This is a genomic window from Sphingomonas sp. NCPPB 2930 (assembly GCF_042867205.1).
Lineage (GTDB): Bacteria > Pseudomonadota > Alphaproteobacteria > Sphingomonadales > Sphingomonadaceae > Sphingomonas.
Genome location: NZ_JBHZQU010000015.1, coordinates 41,240 through 60,814, shown reverse-complemented (window position 1 = coordinate 60,814; position 19,575 = coordinate 41,240). Strand labels below are relative to the sequence as shown.

General features: G+C 67.0%; 14 protein-coding genes, 2 tRNA genes and 1 pseudogene. 4 read left to right on the top strand and 13 right to left on the bottom strand.

Going from position 1 to position 19,575, the window contains the following annotated elements; translation table 11 throughout:
• Positions 1–49: 49 nt before the first annotated feature.
• Positions 50–124, bottom strand: a tRNA-Thr gene (locus tag ACFX59_RS15215).
• A gap of 85 nt (positions 125–209) precedes the next feature.
• Here ACFX59_RS15215 and ACFX59_RS15210 point away from each other — a divergent pair.
• Positions 210–368 (top strand): hypothetical protein, encoded by a 159-nt coding sequence (locus ACFX59_RS15210; RefSeq protein WP_387433332.1) that lies wholly within the window; start codon positions 210–212, stop codon positions 366–368.
• Positions 369–451: 83 nt separating this feature from the next.
• On the opposite strand, the gene ACFX59_RS15205 is transcribed toward ACFX59_RS15210, so the two are convergent.
• The 8 genes from ACFX59_RS15205 to ACFX59_RS15170 all read right to left on the bottom strand — a co-directional run bounded on the left by ACFX59_RS15205 (position 452) and on the right by ACFX59_RS15170 (position 8,080).
• Complete coding sequence (locus ACFX59_RS15205; RefSeq protein ID WP_307101258.1) at positions 452–1,219, bottom strand: outer membrane protein; 768 nt, start codon at positions 1,217–1,219, stop codon at positions 452–454.
• 246 nt (positions 1,220–1,465) lie between these two features.
• A complete protein-coding gene (locus ACFX59_RS15200) occupies positions 1,466–2,056 on the bottom strand; it encodes a DUF333 domain-containing protein (RefSeq protein ID WP_387433330.1) in 591 nt (196 codons plus the stop codon).
• A 186-nt stretch (positions 2,057–2,242) separates the two neighbouring features.
• Positions 2,243–4,663 (bottom strand): TonB-dependent receptor, encoded by a 2,421-nt coding sequence (locus ACFX59_RS15195; RefSeq protein WP_387433327.1) that lies wholly within the window; start codon positions 4,661–4,663, stop codon positions 2,243–2,245.
• Entirely contained in the window at positions 4,660–5,631 is a 972-nt protein-coding gene (locus ACFX59_RS15190; protein WP_387433325.1) for a FecR family protein, read from the bottom strand. The genes ACFX59_RS15195 and ACFX59_RS15190 overlap by 4 nt, the downstream gene beginning before the upstream one ends.
• Positions 5,632–5,668: 37 nt before the next feature.
• On the bottom strand, positions 5,669–6,319 hold the full coding sequence (locus ACFX59_RS15185; RefSeq protein WP_387433323.1) for a sigma-70 family RNA polymerase sigma factor: 651 nt from the start codon (positions 6,317–6,319) through the stop codon (positions 5,669–5,671).
• Between the two features lie 16 nt (positions 6,320–6,335).
• On the bottom strand, positions 6,336–6,731 hold the full coding sequence (locus tag ACFX59_RS15180) for a DUF333 domain-containing protein (RefSeq protein WP_387433321.1): 396 nt from the start codon (positions 6,729–6,731) through the stop codon (positions 6,336–6,338).
• 303 nt (positions 6,732–7,034) lie between these two features.
• Positions 7,035–7,961 (bottom strand): VacJ family lipoprotein, encoded by a 927-nt coding sequence (locus ACFX59_RS15175; RefSeq protein ID WP_387433319.1) that lies wholly within the window; start codon positions 7,959–7,961, stop codon positions 7,035–7,037.
• On the bottom strand, positions 7,958–8,080 hold the full coding sequence (locus tag ACFX59_RS15170; RefSeq protein ID WP_387433316.1) for a hypothetical protein: 123 nt from the start codon (positions 8,078–8,080) through the stop codon (positions 7,958–7,960). Before ACFX59_RS15170 ends, ACFX59_RS15175 begins: the two co-directional genes overlap by 4 nt.
• 319 nt (positions 8,081–8,399) lie before the next feature.
• Between ACFX59_RS15170 and ACFX59_RS15165 the strand changes: the two genes are divergently transcribed.
• The gene (locus tag ACFX59_RS15165) at positions 8,400–10,604 is read left to right on the top strand and encodes a TonB-dependent siderophore receptor (RefSeq protein ID WP_387433314.1); all 2,205 of its coding nucleotides are present in this window, start codon (positions 8,400–8,402) and stop codon (positions 10,602–10,604) included.
• 62 nt (positions 10,605–10,666) lie between these two features.
• Here the strand turns inward: ACFX59_RS15165 and ACFX59_RS15160 are convergent.
• The 3 genes and pseudogenes from ACFX59_RS15160 to ACFX59_RS15150 form a co-directional block, all read right to left on the bottom strand.
• Positions 10,667–10,877, bottom strand: a pseudogene (locus ACFX59_RS15160) (integrase core domain-containing protein); the annotation flags it as partial.
• Positions 10,878–11,241: 364 nt separating this feature from the next.
• On the bottom strand, positions 11,242–11,436 hold the full coding sequence (locus tag ACFX59_RS15155; protein ID WP_387433311.1) for a DUF6538 domain-containing protein: 195 nt from the start codon (positions 11,434–11,436) through the stop codon (positions 11,242–11,244).
• Positions 11,437–11,521: 85 nt separating this feature from the next.
• Positions 11,522–11,597: transfer RNA gene (locus tag ACFX59_RS15150), tRNA-Thr, on the bottom strand.
• Positions 11,598–11,741: 144 nt separating this feature from the next.
• On the opposite strand from ACFX59_RS15150, the gene ACFX59_RS15145 reads away from it, so the two are divergent.
• Together ACFX59_RS15145 and ACFX59_RS15140 are read left to right on the top strand one after the other, a co-directional pair.
• Positions 11,742–12,548: a hypothetical protein gene (locus ACFX59_RS15145; protein ID WP_387433308.1), complete on the top strand. Its 807-nt coding sequence runs from the start codon at positions 11,742–11,744 to the stop codon at positions 12,546–12,548.
• 92 nt (positions 12,549–12,640) lie between these two features.
• Entirely contained in the window at positions 12,641–17,242 is a 4,602-nt protein-coding gene (locus tag ACFX59_RS15140; protein WP_387433306.1) for an NAD-glutamate dehydrogenase, read from the top strand.
• Between the two features lie 511 nt (positions 17,243–17,753).
• Here ACFX59_RS15140 and ACFX59_RS15135 read toward each other — a convergent pair.
• A complete protein-coding gene (locus ACFX59_RS15135) occupies positions 17,754–19,544 on the bottom strand; it encodes an aminopeptidase P family protein (RefSeq protein ID WP_387433304.1) in 1,791 nt (596 codons plus the stop codon).
• Positions 19,545–19,575 lie beyond the last annotated feature (31 nt).

Genomic DNA, 19,575 nt, shown 5'->3' with positions numbered 1-19,575 from the left:
GTCCCGAAAGCTGGGGGATCGCCCCGGCCCGGTCACGGGCGGGGGAAAATGGTGCTGCCGGTGAGGATTGAACTCACGACCTCAGCCTTACCAAGGATGCGCTCTACCACTGAGCTACGGCAGCACTCGCGTTTCACCGCGGGAAGCGCGCCTAGAGACGATCCGGCGGGCGTTGTCAAGCGGCCGTTTGCCGGAATATGCATTTTGTCATGACAAAAGACGAACGCGCGGAACGGCTGGCGGCGCAGCTGCGGGAAAATCTGAAACGTCGCAAGGCCCAGGCCAGGGGGCTGGACGCCCCCGCCCCCGCCCCCGCCCCCGCCGCCCCGCCGCGCGACACGCCGCCGGAGGAGCGGGGCACCGACTGACGGGGCGCGGACCCGCCATGCAAAAAAAAGGCGCCGTCCCGGCCGGAGCAGGGACGGCGCCTTCCTATCGGGTCGGCGTGCGATCAGAACTTCTGGCGCAGGCCGATCATGAGCGAGGTCGACGAGCTCTTCAGCTTATAGTCGGTGGTCGAGCGGCTGAGATCCTGATCGAGCGTCACGCCCTTCATCCGCAGGCCCGACGTCTTCGCATAGCGGCCGAGCACTTCGATCGACGTCATCGGCGCCACGTCATAGCTGACGCCCGCGTCCAGGTGCCAGCGGAAGCCCCAGTCGGTGCCGACGATGTCCGCGCTGGGCTTCAGCGTGCCGGGATTGGCGCTGCGCGCTTCGCGATAGGCCGAATATTTGACGCGCGAGGCGCCGATGCCGCCGCCGACGAACGGCTTGAGGGGGCCGTCCTGGATCAGGTCGACATAGGCCGAAACGCCCAGGTCGAACGACTTGGCACGGCCGCCTGCGACATAATTCTTGTCGCCCAGGGCCTTGGGATTGACGCTGGCGGTGTCGTAACCCGCCGTGCCTTCCAGGCGGAACCCGCCAAAGTCGTAACCCAGGCCCAGTTCGCCGGTGAAGCCGGAATTGTTGTCGATATTCTTGGGCAGCGTCGGCGCCGTCTTCGACACGGTCTGGCCCTTGGCCAGCACCCGGTTGGTCTTGACGTCCGAGTCGACCTGCACGCCGGCGCGGGCGACGGCATAGGGGCCGGGTTCGGACTGCTGCGCGGCCGCGGGGGCAACGGCTGCGATGGTGGCAATCATGCTGACGGCCAGGGCCGTCGAATACCGGTACGCACCGAGACGAGCGGCCGCGAACGTGCTAACCAGGGTCATGGAAAATCGTCCTTCGAAATGAATCTTGTTTCGAGTGGGCTGCACCAGTCTGCGTCCCCCTACACTCGCAAGACGACACCATTTCCGATATGCCTTGGGTCCCCGGAAAAATTTTTTGGAAAAACTTGGCGGGGGAATTTTGTGCTTGGTCGTTGCTGTCGTGATCCCGCCCATGACGCAACGAAAACGGCCGCGCGTCGAAACGCGCGGCCGCTATTCACAAAGGCTCCTGGCGAGCCTGGCCGATTACTGCTCGCGATACAGGCGCCATTCCTCCACGACGCGTCCGTTCGGCAGATGGCAATAGCCCGTCGTACCGCCCGGTCCCTCGCGCATTTCCAGGCGTCCCTTCTGCTTCAGGCAGTAACCCGATGCCGGATTGGCGAGACCGATGCGATCGCGGCGGGCCGGGGCGGGCTTGCCCTCGTCGCGGCGGTACAGCGCCCAGGCATCGACCGTCTTGCCATTGGGCAGGCGGCACAGCCCCACATCGCCCTGCGGCGTGTGGCGGTCGATGTTGGTGCCGCCGATCTTGTCGCAATAGACCGATGCGGGATTGGCCATGGACGCGTCGTTGCGCGGCTTCGGGGCGGGGGGACGATTCTGGCTTTCGCGGAACAGCTTCCACTCTTCCACGGTCCGGCCGTTGGGCAACCGGCAATAGCCGATCTCGCCCGATGGCGTCTTGCGCGAGAATGAGGTTCCCTTGATCGAGACGCAATATTCCGAAGCGGGATTGGCGATGCCTTGCCTATTGGCCTGCGCCTGGGCAGGATTCGCAAGCACCGCCGCACCCGCGGACACCAGGCTGGTCATTAGAAATACTTTGAGCGTCATATATTTGTCCTTACCAACGAAGCCGGGAATTTTCCCGTCATGGAGATTGTCATTCCGATGATGGGTTATTCCTTACTCCGTATTGCCGGTAGCTGAATGAACCGCTCGCCGGTATTCGACGGTCGGCTTTCGAGGCCGGGCAATGGGGATGACGGAGCGGTATGGCCGATACCGTAAAAACAATCGTCAGAAAGCGGCGTCCAGCCCGATGCGGAAGGTCCGGGGGCGCAGCGGCGTGACCTGTCCCTTGCCAGTGAAGAAGGGGGTTCCCAGCGCGAAGCGGTTGCCGCGCGTATCGGTCAGGTTCGTCACGCTCGCCGTCAGGCCGAAGCGATCCCATCCCAAGCGGGCGGTGAGGCCGCTGTCGAGGAAATTGCCCTGCTCCTCACCCAGTTCCGGTCCGACCCCGAGCCGCGAGGTGCCCACATAGCGGGCCCAGCCATCGACCTTCAGCCGCGTGCGATCGGATAGCGCGGCATCATAGGACAGCCCGATTCGCGCGGTGACGTTGGCGATGTTCGGAATGGGCCCCAGCCGCGCCGTCACGCCCCCTCCAGCGCCAGCGCCTGCGCCTGTGCTCGCCACGTCGTCGGTCGTAGACGATTTCGGGGTGCGTTCGTTGATGCTGCTGTCGTTGAGCGAGAGCGCGGCGTCGACCCGCAGCCCCTTCGCCACCCGCGCGGAGGCGGTCGTCTCCACGGTCCATATGTCGCCATTGCCCACATTGGCGGTGGACAAAAGGCCGCCCGCATCGACGAAGTCGGCCTGGATATTGCGCCAGTCGGTATGCGCGACCGTAAGGGAGAAGGCGAATGGGCTTCGCCCGGCGTGACCCAGGCGATAGCCCGCCTCGATCGTCGCGACATGGTCGCTGTTGAAGCGGCGGACATAGCCGTCGAAGATCGTCAACCCGCCGGGCCGAAACCCCTGCTGATAGCGCAGGAACATCGCGGCATCGGCCCCCACGTCCAGCAGGGCCGAGGCGGAGGGCAATAGGGACAGCTTCCGTCGCGAAGCCAGCGTCGCCCCTGCCTCGGGCCCGCTCTGCACCAGCGTATCTTCGGCCGCCCCCGTCAGCACCGATCGGTTCACGCGCAAGCCGCCCGTCACCAAAAGGCTCTTCGTCCATCGCGCGCTCGCCTCGCCATAGGCGGTGGCGTCCTGCGCCGCGTTCGACACGCCGGGAAGCTGCTGGCGGTCGCCGAGCGACAGGAAGGCGCGCGACAGCCGCGAGCGATTGTCGGTATAGCTCAGGCCCAGCAGCCAGCCCGATCCGTCGGCATGCGTGACCCAGCCGCGCGTCTCGTTGGCGAACATGCGCGTCCGGTTGGTCTGGAGGAAGACCGTCGGATCGTCGCCCGCCACCGTCGCGTCGTAACGTTCGGTCAGGTCATGCGCGGTGATGCCGGTCGAGGAGCTGAACCGCACCTCTCCGATCCGGCCGTTCAGCACGAACTGGCCCTGACGGAAGTCGCTTCCGAACCCCTCGACGACCTTGGTGTTGCGCGTCAGGGGCGCGCCGTTCCAATCCGCATATTGGCTGTCGGCCCCGCGGATACGCTGGCCGATCCCGATCAGTTCGGCGCTCCAATGGTCGGCGATCTTCAGGTGCACGGTGCCGCGCCCGCCCGCGATGCGCGTGGTGTTGACATTGTGGCGACCGAGCAGCGGCTTGTCGATGTAACCGCCTTCCTCGACCGCCGTGGCGACCAGCCTGATGCCCAGCCGATCCGTCACGATCGGCAGGTTGAGCACCCCCTGCGCGTCATATCCCGGCGCGCCATGCTTGGTGGCGGAGGCGCCCACCGCGACCGATCCCCCGGTGCGGTCCAGCTCGACGGGATTGGGAACCAGCCGGATCAGGCCGCCGAGCGAACCGGCGCCGTACAGCGTGCCCTGCGGCCCGGCCAGCACCTCGACCGCCGCCAGATCGGCCAGCCGAAGATCGGGGTCGGGGGAATTATAGCCCAGGCGCAGGTCGCCGAAATACTGGCCGACCGTCGCCTGGGTGGGGCCGGTGAAGCTGGAATCGGCGATGCCGCGTATGAACAGCTTGTTGCGCCCGGCCCCCAGATAGGTCGACGCCAGGGTCGACAGACGAGAGGTCAGCCGCTCGGTCCCTCCGGCGCCGCCAAGCTCCAGATCCCGTCCCGAGATCCGCATGATCTGTCCCGCGACATGATCGAGGGGCAGGTCGCGCTTGCTGGCCACCACGACGATATCGGGGGTGGGCGGGGCGGGGGGCACGGGTGCCGGGGCGGGCGGCCGGGGTCTGGGCGGGGGCGTGCGGTGCGCTGCTGCGCGGCCCGGCACCAGCCGGAAGAGCGCGGCATCGATCGGCTCGACCGCGCCGCCGCAGCGCGCGGCGATCAGGCGCAGCGCGGCGAGCACGGTCATCCGTCCGCGCAGCGCGGGCACCGGCTTTCCCCATAGCCGCGCATCGGTCACCACGACGCTGACGCCGCCCAGCCGCCCCAGCGCCAGAACCTGGCTGCTGACGCTGCCGGCGGGCAGATCGATCGCCAGCGTCGGCGCGGCGGCGGCGGCAGACGTCGCGGTCGCAGTCGTCAACAGCCCGACCGCGACCCACCCGGCGGCAGCCCTCACCGATCGCTGCCCAGCACCCAGGTCTGGCCGTCCGTCCGGACATTCACCGCCAGCAGGCGACCCAGCAGCGCCGGATCGTCGTTCAGCGAGCGGAGATCGACCGTGCCGCTGAACAGCCGATCCGCGACGGAGGCGTCGGCGCGCACGGCATGGCCCATCTGACGGCTGAGATCGCGGGCGACGTCGGACAGGGATGCGCCATCGAACGTCACCCGCCCTTCGCGCCAGCCCCCGACATCCTCGGCGCGCTCGCGACGGAAGGAGCGGCCGCCCGTCACCACCACCGCCTGACCGGGATCGAGCCGAAGCCCCGCACCCTTCGGATCGATCATCACCGCGCCCTCCGCCACCGCGACGCGCGTCCGCTGCGGATCGCGCTTCACGTCGAAGACGGTGCCCAGATCGACCATCGTCGTCTCCCCGGCCGTCACCCGGAAGGGATGCGCCGCGTCATGCCGGACCCGGAACAGCATCTCGCCGCGATCCGCGACCGCCACCCGTGCGTTCGCGCGGTCCAGCGTCACGCGCGAGCCGCCCGCCATGATGATCTGGCTGCCATCGGCCAGCGCGATCGCGCGCTGTTCGCCGGGGCGGGTTTCCACGGCATAGGGCTGCGACCGGCCGTTCCAGACCGAGGTGCCGACGACCACGGCCAGCATCGCGGCGACGGCGCCGCCGCCCCAGCGCCAATAGCCACGCCGCGCCGCGCCGGCATCATTGGCGGCGACCGGCACGGCCTGGACCGGGGCGGTAGGGGCGGGTGCGGCCTGAACGGGGGCCGTCTGGACGGGCAGGGCCGCGACGCGGTCGCGTGCCTCGGCGATGGCCACCGTCGCATCGTCATACCGGTCCGGGTTCCGCGGATCGGCCTCCAGCCACGCGGTCAGCCCGTCCCAATCGTCGAAATCGGGATCGGCGGCACGGATGGCCCAATCCAGTGCATGGTCCTCGACCTTCCTGCCGGTCATCGTGCCTTGTCCTCGATCGCGATGGCGTGGGTGATGCTCATCGCAGGTCTTCCTTCAATTCGATCAATGCGCGCGTGGCGATCCGCAGATCCGCCTCCACCGTGCTGAGGCTGACGCCGAGTTCGGTCGCGATCTGTCGTTGCGACACGCCGTCGATCCGGGCGCGGCGGAAGATCGTTTCCCGACGCGCGCCCAGCTTTGCGAGCACCGCCGCCACCCTGGTCACTTCCTGCTGCGCGCCGATCACCCGCTCGCCCGCCGGTTCGCCCGAGGTTTCGCCGTCGCTGCTCAGGTCGTACCAGTCCTGGTCGCGGCGCTCCGCCTGACGGCGCGCCCGATAACGATCGATCATCAACGTATCGGCGGCGCGAAACAGATAGGACATGGGATTGGCGATCGGTCCCGGCGAAAGTGTTGAAATCTTTATCCAAAGATCATTCACCAGGTCTTCGGCGGAATCACCCGCACCGCGCGCGACCAGGAACCGGACAAGTTTGTCGCGGTTGGCCAGATAGACTGCTTCGAGCCCGCTTGATGACATCGGCACCGACATGATGGGAGTGAATCGTATCGAACTCCTTAGTGACGGATCGTTGAAAAAGGAATTCGCCGCCGTCACCCGCCGCAGATGCATACGGGCGGGCGGCGGGGCGCGATCCCCTGCATGGCAAAAGTCCTGCCGCAGCATCGCGGCCCCATGGCGGTTACCGGCCACGGTACAGCGCCCATTCCTCGACCACCGCGCCGTTCGGCAAATGGCAATAACCCGTCTGACCGTCCGGCGCGTCCACCGTCTCCAGCGTGCCGCCCAGTTCCTCGCAATAGGCGCTGGCGGGGTTGGACATGACCGCGATGCCTGGCCGTGGCCGGGGGAAATGCTGCTCGTCGATGGCGGGGCGATTTGGCTGGCGGCAATAGGGCGTGCCGTCGACAAGGATGCTGACCCCGCCGGTGCGGAGGCACGCCCCGGTTTCGGGCGTCTGTACGCTCACCTGCGGAAAGGCTTCGGCGCTGGTCAGGATCAGCGCCGGTACGCCCGCGCATATCAGCAATCCCGTCGCGACATAGGCCAGTCGATCCATCACATACCCGTCCTTCATCCGCCTGCCCCTGATCCGCGCGCGGGCTTTTCACGCTGCCTTCACTCAGCAGACGGAGCGAAAGGGGCATTGCCTTTGAATCGCGACGGCGAGGTCCGTCACCCGTTCCAGGTCCAACCCTGTCCATGCGCGGTGTTCGGGATCAGCGTCGCCGAGAGGAGGAGGGAGGTCAGGCAAAGAGCGAGCAGTCGCATCGGTCGTCCTATGATCCAGCCGCCCGGAACGGGGCGGCATGCCGGGTGGGACAGGGTCGGGGCGGGGGCTCCGCGATCCTGCGCCTCGAAGGCAGCGGGGCAGGGGCGATCATCCCGCATGGCTGGCCTTTCGGCGCGGGCAGGCAGGGAGGGGGGCGGACGGGTCGACCTGGCCATAGGGCGTTTCCTCCACCACGGCATCCGGGTCGCCCAACCCCTTCAATCGCCGCACCCGCGCCTCGCGCTGGTCGAGATAGCGATCCCGTCGGGCGGCATAGGGATCGGGCTGTTCGCTGATCTCGCGCAACTCTTCATCCATCTCGACGCGGCGATCGAGCGTCCGCACGACGTTGCTGATGACGATATAGGCGCGGTTGCGGAACGGCCCCCCGATCGCGACCGGCGAGGCGATGCCGTCGACCGCACCGCCGACGAGATCGCGCAAGGTGGTCGGCCCGAGCAGGGGCAGGAACAGGAATGGCCCCTGTTTGACGCCATAAAAGCCCAGCGTGTCCGAAAAGCCGTTGGGGCGGCGCGGAAGACGGAAGGGGCACCGGCGCGCCATGTCCACGACCCCCGCCAGCCCGATCGTCGAGTTGATCGCGAAGCGGCCCACCGTCTCCGCTGCCTTGCCGAATTTGAACTGAAGCAGGAAGTTCACGAAGGCGACCGGCTCGCGCAGATTGGCGAAGAAGTTGCGCAGCCCGGTGCGGATCGGCCGTGGCGCCGCCTGCTCATAGACATGGGCGGCGGGTTCCAGGATGGCGTCGTCCACCTTCTCGGACAGTGCGAAGGCGGCGGCGTTCACCGCGCGCAGCGGATCGTTCGCGCGGTGCCGGCTTGCGGTCACCACGATCTCCTCCGCCCCGCCGGGATCGCTGTCCGGCGCGGGAGCGGCGGCGGCTTCGGGCGGGGCGAAGGCATGGACATCCTCGATCGCGATCGAGGCCATCTCGAAATCCGGCGGCAGGGGCACCGATCGCTGCACGGGCAGCGACGGGGTCGCCAGTATCGCGACCAGCGACAATGCGATCAACGGCCCTCTCCCTGGCTGTAAACACCCGGACCGGCATGGGCGCCGCGCACCAGGATGGCGCTCGCGGACCCCGACACGCAAAGGGCGCCGGTCGCCAGCGTCAGGGCAGGAAGCGTCATGGGTCAGGTCCTTCGCATCGACGAAGCGCACGATCACCTCCGTCATCACAGGGACGGAGTCGGCGCCGGACCACCTTATATCCGAACGAGCGTATACGGCTGGTTTCGGTCAGTGGGCGAAAGGGAATGGTTGCCTGGCGTTGCGACACGACGTGGCGCGAGTGGGCGGCCGTGATGACGGCGATGCTCCGCAACGGCGCCGATCCGCCATGCGCTGTTTGCCTGTGAGGGTAAAATGGGAATCCCGAGGCGCAATCATGGCAAACTTGAATCGAAGACACCTCTTTGCTAATGCGAATAGGTATCAAGGGGTGATGAGATGGATTTTGCTGCGCACGCGCCGGTTATGTGGTGCCGGTTCATATTGGGCTCTCTGCTGGCGAGCGTGGCAATTCCTTCGATCGCGGTGGCACAATCAGCGCAGTCCCCACGCGCACAGCGGGGTGAGCAGGAAAGCCGTGCGGCCAGCGACGATCAGTCGAAGGAGCGTGACGATATAACCGTTATCGGCCGCTACACCACCAACGACCGGCTTGATTCTGCGACCGGGCTCGGCCTCACCATCCAGGAGACGCCGCAGTCCGTGACGGTGGTGACGTCCCAACGGCTCGACGACCAGCAACTCCGCAGCCTCACCGATGTCGCCAACAATGCCGCCGGCCTTTCCGCCAAGGCGTTCGACAGTTCGCGCAACGTCTTCGCGGCGCGCGGTTTCGACATCGAGAATTACCAGATCGACGGGATGCCGCTTCAATATATGGCGGCCTATAGCGCGGGCGAGTCCGAACTGGACCTGTCCATCTATGATCGTATCGAGATCGTGCGCGGCGCCACCGGGCTTTTGACCGGTGCCGGAAATCCGTCCGCCTCGATCAATCTCATTCGCAAGCACGCCACCAGCGACCATCTGACGGGTTCGTTCATGGCATCGGCCGGGCGCTGGAACGATTATCTCGTGCAGGCCGATGTCAGCAGTCCGGTAACCCGCGACGGCAGCGTTCGCGTTCGCGGCGTTGCCCGGTTTCAGGATTCCGACTCCTATGTCGATCTGCTCGGCAACCGGAAGATCGTGCTCTACGGGGTGGTGGACGCGGACCTTTCGCCATCGACGCGGCTCAGTGCGGGGGCCAGCTACCAAGCCAACAGCCCCCGCGCGACGCTGTGGGGCGGGCTCCCGACATGGTATGCGGACGGCAGCCGGACCGACTGGCCGCGGTCGAAGACCATCGGTGCCGACTGGACGCGTTGGGATTCGAAGCAGCGCACCGCCTTTGTGAACCTGGAGCAGGATTTCGGGCGCGACTGGACGCTCCGTCTCTATGGGAACTACAGCAAGAACAGCGGCGATATGCGGCTCCTCTACCTGTACGGCCAACCGGATCGCACCACCGGTCTTGGCCTCGTGCCGATCCCGGCACGATATGACAGCCGGTTGTCGCAGCTGGACCTGACGGCTCGCCTGACCGGCACGTTCGAACTGTTCGGGCGCCGCCATAACGTGATCGCCGGGGCGAGCTATGCCAGGCAGAAGCTGGGTTTCTTCGGATACGATAGCAGCAACGAAGCGCCGGCGGGCGACTTCAATATATGGGACGGCTCCTACCCCGAGCCGACATGGGGCGCGCGCTCGCAACTGGTCGATGTCAGCACCCGGCAATGGGGCTATTTCGCGGCGACCCGCTTGTCGCTCGCCGATCCGCTCAAGGTCATTCTGGGCGCGCGCCTCGCCTCATGGGAGCGGAAGGGCGTTTCCTATGGCACGGTCGCCGACTATGGCAACCGGAACGAGTTCATCCCCTATGCCGGTATCCTCTATGACTTGACGCCCAATAACACCGTCTATGTCAGCTACACGAAGATATTCCAGCCGCAGGACGCCCAGGACCGCAAGGGCGGCTATCTTCCGGCGGTCACCGGGATCAATTACGAAGCCGGTCTGAAGAGCAGCTTCTTCGGCGGACGGCTAAAGACCGCCTTGTCGGTATTCCGGGTGGAGCAGGACAATCTGGCGCAGATCGATCCCGGCCACCTGATACCGGGCACGATCAACCAGGCCTATTATGCTGCGAAGGGCGCGCGAAGCACCGGTTTCGAGGCCGAAGCCAATGGCGAGATCAGGCCGGGCTGGGCGGTCAGCGTGAACTATACCCAGTTCAAGGTGCGCGACCAAAACGATAAAAGGGTCAACAGCAACTATCCCGATCGCTTGTTGCGCCTTTTCACCACCTATGAGCTGCGCGACGGCAGCTTGAAGGGGCTCACGATCGGCGGGGGTGTCAACTGGGAGGGGGCGAGTTACACCGATACGACCAATCCCGTCACCCGCAATGCCGAGCGATTGCGGATCGACAGCTATGCACTCGTCAATCTCATGGCGCGGTATCCGGTGACGGACAGGTTGTCCGTGCAGGTCAACGCCGACAATATCTTTGACAAGAAGTATTACTCGCAGATCGGTTTCTACAACCAATTGGCCTATGGCCGCCCGGCCGACGTGAAGGCCACGCTACGTTACGCTTTCTAGGTGTTCAGTCCCGGTATCTGGTGGATCGGATTGACGATGAACCGGTCTGGCTCTGATGTTCAGGCCTTGGCGGTGTATTGGTAAGGTGTGAGCCCGCTGAATGTTTTGAGTCGGCGGGCGAAATTACAGGCGGCTATGAAGCGGCAAGGTGTGTCCGCAGTTGGTCGTGGCTGTCGTAGTGGAAGCGTTGACGGTCGCCTCCTTGGTGGTCCGGTTCATCCGCTCGACTTGTCCGCTGGTCGACGGATGGTCCGGTTTGGTGAGCCGGTGCTCGCAACCATCGCCTCTTCAGCCTCGGACAAGGTCGCAGAATGAAGGGACTTCAGCCCGGTTTTTAGATCCTCGACGTTTGCCCTCTTCCGCCACTTCGCGACCGTCTTCGGCCTGATCCCCAACTCACGGCTCAGCGTCGCGAGCGAAGCTTGGCGCGCTGTATTGCTGATCGGACGGCGCGCGTGGTTGTGGCGCTCCCGTGATGGACCTGTCCCATACGGCCTCCTTCCATGCCAACGAAAGGATCGCACCAACAAACCGTGGGATCAAACACCTAATAGAGACATTGTCGGGCGCTTCGGTAGCAGCTTGGTATCTATGGGGCTGGTCGATGTGACAGGAGCGTCAAAGGTCTTTGATGCGTTCAAGGCATCCGCTTCCATCGCCTATCAAGGGCGATCAGACAGGCGGGTATGAGCCTCTTGGCCTCGTTACGGTCATTTGCGCCCGGCAACCGAACCCATTCGCATTTTCCACCGAACCGCTGCCTTTGGGCTAGCGGGATCGAACGCGGGAGATAATAGGTCCCGCCATCACGCTTGAGCAGGTACGCGCTCATTCTTGCCTCGCTACGATTGTAGCAGACAGTCGTCACAAGCAGTGATTTTCGTGAAACCATAAGCTTTTTAAAAGCTTATGGGGGATGGTGCCGCTTACAGGACTCGAACCTGTGACCCCCGCATTACGAATGCGATGCTCTACCAGCTGAGCTAAAGCGGCCCTTCATCGGTCGAACCGGCTGGTGTCCGGTCGAGGTGGCGGCGCTTAACAGGTCTGTTGGGGGCTGGCAAGCGGCTTTGGCATCTTTACATGTCGTTAACGATAACGGCGCCATGACTGGACCGGATAGCGAGGATGACAGTCATGACCACCGGGCCGGATCTGAACGAGGCTCTCCCCGTCGACACGAGCGGGGTGGGAGAGGCTGACGACGTGCTGTTCGCGCTGGGCGGGGTGGAGCGGCGGTTGCATGCGCGCGCCTATCACCATTGGGCCTCGCTGCTTGGCGATGCGCCCTATCCGCCGATCGCCGCGCTCGATCCCGAGGCGATCGCCGATTTCGCGGGCAATTCGGTGCTGCTGGATTTTCGGGGGCGGTCGGGCGATCCGGCGATCGCCTATATCGGCCAGGCCCTGCGCGGGGAGGGCGATCTGGACGGGCGGCCCGGAACGCTTGCCGATCTGCCGCAGGGGTCGCTCCTGGCGCGGATGGTCGGGCATTATGGCCAGATCCTGAGCGACAAGGCGCCTGCTGGGTTCGAGGCGGAGTTCGTCAACGCGCGCGGCCGCACCACGCTGTACCGTGCGATCCTGCTGCCCTATTCGTCCGACGGCCGGACGATCGACTTCATCCACGGCGTCGTCAGCTGGAAAGAGCTGGCCGATCCGTTGTTGCAGGCGACGCTCGATTCCGCGCTGCTCGATTCGATGACGCAGGCGGAGCCGCCTGCGACGGGCGGGGCATTGTGGGACGAGGCGCCCGAGCCGCCCCTGCGTCGCGCGCGCGCCGATCCCGCGCCGCTCGGCCATGTCGCGTTCGACACCGGCGCGGCGGTCGGAAGCCCGGTCGTCCTGGTCGGGCGGGTGACGCAGGGCGGCCGGATCGCCGTCCTGGGATCGGTCGTCGATGACGAGCGGCTGGCCGACAGGGTATTGCGCGCCTCGCAATGAAAATTGCGCTGCGGCGCAACATCTTTTCTCTGTCGGCAAAGGGTTGAGCGGCGCGAAGCCCAAGCCTAGGACTTGCACCCATGGCACCGAATATGTCGCATCCGATGGCCGACGCGATTGCCGCACGGCTGACCCAGGGCGCCCTTCCGGCGGAATTGCAGGGGTTCGGCCCCGCGGAGGTGGCTGCCGCGGCGGCCTTCGTCGCGGGCGTGGCCCAGCAGCGGTCACCGGGCGAGCCGTCGATCGCGCTGGAGCCGATGTCGGGCGACGACACGCATCGCCGGATGCGGCTGGCCATCGTCAATGACGACATGCCCTTTCTGGTCGATTCGATCGCGGCGATGGTCGGTGCGGACGGAATCGCGATCGACCGGGTTATCCACCCCGTCCTGCCCGTGGCCCGCGATGCGGAGGGCGAGCTTCAGGCGATCGGCACTGGCGGCCGGTCCGAATCCTTCATCTATCTGGAAATGGAACGCGCCGATGCGCGCGACCGGCGCGGGCTGGTCGACGATCTGCGCGCCGTGCTGGCCGATGTCCGCGCCGCCGTGGCCGACTGGTCGGGGTTGCAGGACGCGCTGGCCGCCGATGCGACCACGCTGGGCGAAAAGAATGGCGAGGGGGCCGCACTGCTGCTGTGGTTCCTGGGCGGCAAGCTGACGCTGCTGGGCCATGAGAAATGGTTCGAGGACGGCCGCGACGCACCCGCGCTGGGCGTGGCGCGGACGCCGCATAAGGTGCCGCTGCTCGCCGACACCTCGCGTCAGCGGGCGCTGGACTATTTCGCGCAAGGTGGGGCGGCGCCGTTGCTGCTCAAGTCCAACGCGATCTCGACCGTGCATCGTTCGGTGCCGCTCGACCTGGTGCTGGTGCCGGTGATGGAGGAGGGCCGCGTGGTCGGCCTGTCGATCCATGCGGGTCTGTGGACCAGCGCCGCGCTGGCCAGCCCGCCGCACGAGGTGCCGGTGCTGCGCACGCGGCTCGCCGCGCTCCAGGCCAAGTTCGGCTTCGACCCGCGTGGCCATACCGGCAAGGCGCTGACCCATGCGCTGACCGCGCTGCCGCATGATCTGGTCACGGCCTTCCCGGCCGAGGCGCTGGAGCAGCTGGCGCTGACCGCCATGTCGCTGGCCGACCGGCCGCGGCCCGAGCTGGTGCTGATCCGGTCGGTGTTGCAGCGGCATCTGTTCGCCTTTGTCTGGCTGCCGCGCGACGAGCTGACCACCGCGCGGCGTGTCGCGATCGGCGACATGCTGGGCGAGGCGGCGAACGGCTCGCTGCTCAACTGGTCGATCGCGCTGGAGGACGGCGTCGTTGCGCTGATCCGCTATACGATCGACCTGCGCCAGGACGGTCGCTTGCCCGACACGGCGGTGCTGTCCGAGCGGCTGCGCAAGATGGTGCGCGGCTGGATGCCCGATGTCGAGGCGGCGCTGGCCGAGCAGGTGCCCGCCCCGCGCGCGGCGCGCCTGGCCCTGCGCTGGGCCAATGGCTTCCCGACCAATTACCGCAATGTCAGCGACGCGGCCGAAGCCGCCGCCGACATTCTGCGTCTGGCCTCGCTGGAGAATGAGGGCAGCCGATCGGTGCGCCTGTTCCCGGTCCAGCCGGGGCAGGATCGCCAGCTGAAGATCTACAAGCTGAACGGCGCGCTGCCCTTGTCGGACGCGGTGCCGGTGCTGGAGAATTTCGGCTTCCGCGTGATCGGCGAGCTGCCGACCCGATTGCGCGACGATGCCGATCCCTTCGTCCACGACTTCATCGTCGAGACCGAGGCGACCACCGAGCCCAAGGGCGCGGCGGTGCTGGAGGGCGCGATCGCCGCTGTGCTGGAGGGCAAGGCGGAGAATGACGCGTTCAACCGGCTGATCGTCGATGTGGGGCTGAGCCCGCAGGCGGTGGTGCTGTTCCGCGCCTGGTTCCGCTATCTGCGCCAGGCGGGGCTGCCTTATGGGCTGACCACCGTGGTCGATGCGCTGCGCCGCGCGCCCAGGCTGGCGACCGCGCTGATCGAGCGCTTCACGGCGGCGCATGATCCCAAGGCGACCGGCGACCTCGCCGCGGCCGATGCCGCGATCGCGGCGGGGCTGGATGCCGTGTCGGCGATCGACGATGACCGAATCCTGCGCAGCTTCCGCGACATGATCGCGGCGACTCTGCGCACCAACGCCTTTGCCGAGGCGGGCAAGGAAGCGCTGGCGTTCAAGCTGGACAGCCACAGGATTCCGGGCCTGCCCGCACCGCTGCCCTGGCGCGAGGTCTGGGTCTATAGTCCCCGCGTCGAGGGCATCCACTTACGCGCCGGACCGGTCGCGCGTGGCGGTCTGCGCTGGTCGGATCGCCGCGACGACTTCCGCACCGAGATTCTGGGGCTGATGAAGGCGCAGCGGGTAAAGAATGCGGTCATCGTGCCCACGGGCGCGAAGGGCGGTTTCTACCCCAAGCAGCTGCCCTCGCCGGTTACCGACCGTGACGGCTGGGCGGCCGAGGGCAAGGAAAGCTACCGTGTGTTCATCCGCGCGCTGCTGTCGATCACCGACAATATCGTCGAGGGCGCGGTGGTGCACCCGGCGGGCGTGCGCGTGCTGGACGGCGAGGACCCCTATTTCGTCGTCGCCGCCGACAAGGGCACCGCGACCTTCTCCGACGTGGCCAATGCGCTGGCGCTGGAGCGCGGCTTCTGGCTGGGCGACGCCTTCGCCTCCGGGGGTAGCCAGGGTTATGACCACAAGGCGATGGGCATCACCGCCAAGGGCGCCTGGGTCTCGGTCCAGCGTCACTTCGCCGAGCGGGGCGTGGACGTGCAGAGCCAGCCCATCCGCGTCGTCGGCTGTGGCGACATGTCGGGCGATGTGTTCGGCAACGGGATGCTCTTGTCCAAGGCGATCAAGCTGGTCGCGGCGTTCGACCATCGCCACATCTTCCTCGATCCCAATCCCGATCCCGCGACCAGCTGGGACGAGCGGGCACGCATGTTCGCGCTGCCCCGGTCGAGCTGGGCGGATTACGATACCGGCCTGATTTCGGCGGGCGGCGGCGTCTTCCCGCGTTCGGCCAAGACCATCCCGCTGTCGGACGAAGTCCGCGAGGCTTTGGGCATCACCGCCACGTCGCTGGAACCGGCGGCGCTGATCTCGGCGATCCTCAAGGCCCCGGCCGACCTGCTCTGGTTCGGCGGCATCGGGACCTACATCAAGGCGGCGGCGGAGAATAACGTCCAGGTCGGCGATCCGGCCAACGACCGCCTGCGCGTCGATGCCGAGGATCTGCGCGTCACTGCCATCGGCGAGGGCGCCAATCTGGGCGTCACGCAAGCCGCACGCATTGCCTTTGCCGAGCGGGGCGGGCGGATCAACACCGACTTCATCGACAATTCGGCGGGCGTCGACTGCTCGGATAACGAGGTCAACATCAAGATCGCGCTGAACCGCGAGATGATCGAGGGCCGTCTGGCGGAGGACGACCGCAACAGGTTGCTCGCGTCGATGACCGATGACGTGGCGCATATCGTGCTGGAGGATAACCGGCTCCAGACTTTGGGCCTGTCGATCGCCGAGGCGGACGGGGCGGGCGCGATGCCCAGCTATGTCCGCGTGATCGAGATCTTCGAGAGCGCCGGACGGCTCGACCGGGCGGTCGAGGGGCTGGGCAGCAACGACGTGCTGCTGCGGCGCGGGCAGGACGGGATTCCCCTGACCCGGCCCGAACTGGCGGTGCTGCTGGCGACGGCGAAGCTGACCTTGCAGGACGCGATCGAGACCAGCCCGCTGGCGCTGGACGACGAACTGCGCCCCGATCTGCATGCGGCCTTCCCGCCCGCGATGCGGGAAGCGTTCGGCGAGGCGATCGACCAGCATCGCCTGCGCGGCGAGATCGTCGCGACCAAGCTCGCCAACCGCATCGTCAACCGGATGGGCATCCTCCACCCCTTCGAGCTGGCGGAGGAGGAAGGTGCGGCGATGGCCGACATCGCGGCGATGTTCGTGGTGGTCGAGCGGCTGTTCGATCTGCCTTCCTTGTGGACCGCGATCGAGACGGCGGCGATGCCCGAAGCCGCCCGCATCGCGCTGTTCGACGAGGTGGCGCGGGCGACCCGCTCGCAGGTCGCCGATCTGCTGCGTGCCATGCCCGCCGGGACCGCACCGGGCGCGGCGCTGGAGCGGTTGCAGCCGGGGATCGAGCGGCTGGCGGCGGAGACGCCTGCTCTGCTGCGTGACGAGGCCAAGGCGCAGAGTGCGCGGGTCGTCGCCGTGCTGGAGGAGGCGGGGGCGCCTGCCGAACTCGCGGCGCGGGTGGTGCGGGTGTCCGAACTCGACGGTGCGGTGGGGCTGGCCGATCTGGGCCAGCGGCTGACGCTGGACGAGACGCGGCTGACCCATGCCTTTACCCGTCTGGGCCAGGCGCTGGGGCTCGACTGGGCACAGGGTCAGGCGGCGCGGATCAACCCCAGCGATCCGTGGGAACGGCTGCTGATCGCAGGGCTGGCGCGCGATTTCCAGCAGCAGCGGCTCGACTTCCTGGGTCGGGCGGGCGCGACCGACCCCGAAGCGGCGGTCGAAGCTTGGCTGGAGCGCAACGCCGCGCGGGTCGGCCAGTTCAAGGCGGTGATCGACCGGGCCCGCCTGGCGGCCCAACCCAACGCCGCGATGCTGGCCCAGATCGCGGGCCAGGCGCGGGTCCTGCTCGGCCGGTAAGGGGAAAGGGAACACTGTTCCCCGGCGGAGGCCGGGGTCCAGTTTCTTTTCAATGAAAGCGCGCAAGACGCCGCGTGGGAGGCCCATCCCGCGCGGCGTTTTTGTTCACGCGAAGCCGCGAAGGCGCGAAGAAGACTGGTTCGCGCGGAGACCTGGAGACGCGGAGTAGAAATTTCATTCGCGCAGAGGCGCAGAGGGCGCAGAGAGGTTTGGAGCAGGATGACATTGACTTGAATCGGCGTAAGCCCCTCCCCTTCAGGGGAGGGGTTGGGGTGGGGCCTCGCCACAGGCCGCACGCTGGAGGAAGCGCCCCACCCCGTGCCCCCCCTGAAGGGAGGGGGGAGTTCATCTCATGTCGTCCTGCTATAAAGCCGCGCGCAGCGCCCTCTATTCTGGAGCGCCCGAGGTAAGAGGGCCGCTGGCGCAGCGGGCGAGACACCTCCGCGTCTCCGCGCCTCCGCGCGAACCAACCTTCTTCTTCTTCGCGCCTTCGCGGCTTCGCGCGAAAAAATCAGATCGCCGCACACTTCTCCAGCAACCAGTCGCGATCCGCCCCCTCCAGCTCCGGCGCCAGCACCTCCGCCACCCGCGCATGGTATGCGTTGAGCCAATCCCGCTCCCCCGCCGTCAGCAACTCCGCCACGATCAGCGTCCGCTCGATCGGGCAGAGGGTGAGCGTCTCGAACCCCAGCATCTCGCGGTCCGCGCCCGCGATGGCGCGCGGTTCGACCAGCACCAGATTCTCGATACGGATGCCATACTCGCCCGCCTTGTAATAACCCGGCTCGTTGGACAGCATCATGCCCGCGCGCAGCGGCTCCATCGCGGCGCCGCCGGGATAGTTGGGCGCGGCGATACGCTGCGGCCCCTCATGCACCGACAGGTATGCCCCGACGCCGTGGCCGGTGCCATGCGCATAATCCAGGCCGACCTCCCAGAGCGGCCGCCGCGCCAGCGAGTCGAGGTGCCCGCCCAGTGTCCCGTCCGGAAACACCGCCGTCGCCAGCCCGATATGCCCCTTCAGCACGCGGGTGAAGCGGTCGCGCATTTCGTCCGTGGGCGCACCGATCGGCATGACGCGGGTGATGTCGGTGGTGCCGTCCTGATACTGCCCACCGGAGTCGATCAGGAAGAGCTGCCCTAGCTCGATCGCCGCATTCGATTCCTCGGTGACATGGTAATGCGGGCTCGCACCATGCGCCCCGGTCGCCGAGATGGTCGAGAAGCTGGTGTCCTTGAGCAGTCCCGTCGCCTCGCGGAACGCCAGCAGCCGGGCGGCGGCGGACAGTTCGGTCTGCCCGCCCTTGGGGCATTCGCTCTCGACCCAGCGCAGGAACCGCACCATCGCGGCGCCGTCTCGCACCGAGGCGGCCCGGTGCCCGGCGACCTCGGCGGGGTTCTTGATCGCCTTGGTCAGCACGACGGGATCGCGAAGCGCCAACACCTTGGCCCCGCCTGCCTCCAGCGCTTGCGCGATGGCAGCGACCGCGCGTTCGGGATCGGCGACCACGCGCTTGCCGGCAAAGCCGGTCAGATAGCCCTCAAACGCCGCGCGGTCGTGCAGCCGCACCGCATTGCCCAGATGCGCGCGGACCTCGGGCGTGATCTTGTCGGGCGCGACGAACAGGTCGGTTTCGCCATCCGCATGGACGATCGCATAGGACAAGGCGACGGGCGTATGCGCGACGTCCGTGCCGCGCACGTTGAGCGTCCAGGCGATCGAGTCCAGCGCCGACAGCACCACCGCATCGGCGCGCTGCTCGGCCAGCCATTCGCCGATCCGCGCGCGCTTGGCCGCCGCGCTCTCGCCCGCCACCGCATCGTCCTGCACCGTCATCACGGCGGGCGAAGGGGCGGGGCGGTCGGTCCAGATCGCGTCGATCGGATTGGCGCCTACCGCGACCAGTTCCGCGTCGCGGTCGGCCAGCGCGGCGGTCATGTCGGCGACCTGCTGGCGGGTGTGCAGCCACGGGTCGTATCCGATCCGCTGCCCCGCCGCCGTCTCGCGGCCCAGCCAGCCTGCCACGCTGTCCTGCGGCACGGGGATATAGGCATAGTCGTCGCCCGACACCTGCTCGCGCACCTGAAGCGTATAGCGGCCGTCGGTGAAGATCGCCGCCTTGTCCGCCAGCACCACCGCGCTGCCCGCCGAACCGCCGAACCCGGTCAGCCAGCCCAGCCGCTGCGCATAGTCGCCGACATATTCGCTCATATGCTCGTCGGTCAGCGGGACGACGAAACCGTCAAGGCCAAGGGATGCCAGTTCGGCACGAAGGGCGGCAAGACGGGCGGAATGGGACATGGGAAGCGGCCTGACAGCAATGGGAAACGGG

Coding starts and splice junctions, on each gene's coding strand:
- ACFX59_RS15165 (WP_387433314.1), top strand. CDS start 8,400: ATGGATTTTGCTGCGCACGCGCCGGTTATGTGGTGCCGGTTCATATTG.
- ACFX59_RS15140 (WP_387433306.1), top strand. CDS start 12,641: ATGTCGCATCCGATGGCCGACGCGATTGCCGCACGGCTGACCCAGGGC.
- ACFX59_RS15200 (WP_387433330.1), bottom strand. CDS start 2,056: ATGACGCTCAAAGTATTTCTAATGACCAGCCTGGTGTCCGCGGGTGCG.
- ACFX59_RS15190 (WP_387433325.1), bottom strand. CDS start 5,631: ATGACCGGCAGGAAGGTCGAGGACCATGCACTGGATTGGGCCATCCGT.
- ACFX59_RS15205 (WP_307101258.1), bottom strand. CDS start 1,219: ATGACCCTGGTTAGCACGTTCGCGGCCGCTCGTCTCGGTGCGTACCGG.
- ACFX59_RS15210 (WP_387433332.1), top strand. CDS start 210: ATGACAAAAGACGAACGCGCGGAACGGCTGGCGGCGCAGCTGCGGGAA.
- ACFX59_RS15185 (WP_387433323.1), bottom strand. CDS start 6,319: ATGCTGCGGCAGGACTTTTGCCATGCAGGGGATCGCGCCCCGCCGCCC.
- ACFX59_RS15155 (WP_387433311.1), bottom strand. CDS start 11,436: ATGAGCGCGTACCTGCTCAAGCGTGATGGCGGGACCTATTATCTCCCG.
- ACFX59_RS15135 (WP_387433304.1), bottom strand. CDS start 19,544: ATGTCCCATTCCGCCCGTCTTGCCGCCCTTCGTGCCGAACTGGCATCC.
- ACFX59_RS15170 (WP_387433316.1), bottom strand. CDS start 8,080: ATGACGCTTCCTGCCCTGACGCTGGCGACCGGCGCCCTTTGCGTGTCG.
- ACFX59_RS15145 (WP_387433308.1), top strand. CDS start 11,742: ATGACCACCGGGCCGGATCTGAACGAGGCTCTCCCCGTCGACACGAGC.
- ACFX59_RS15180 (WP_387433321.1), bottom strand. CDS start 6,731: ATGAAGGACGGGTATGTGATGGATCGACTGGCCTATGTCGCGACGGGA.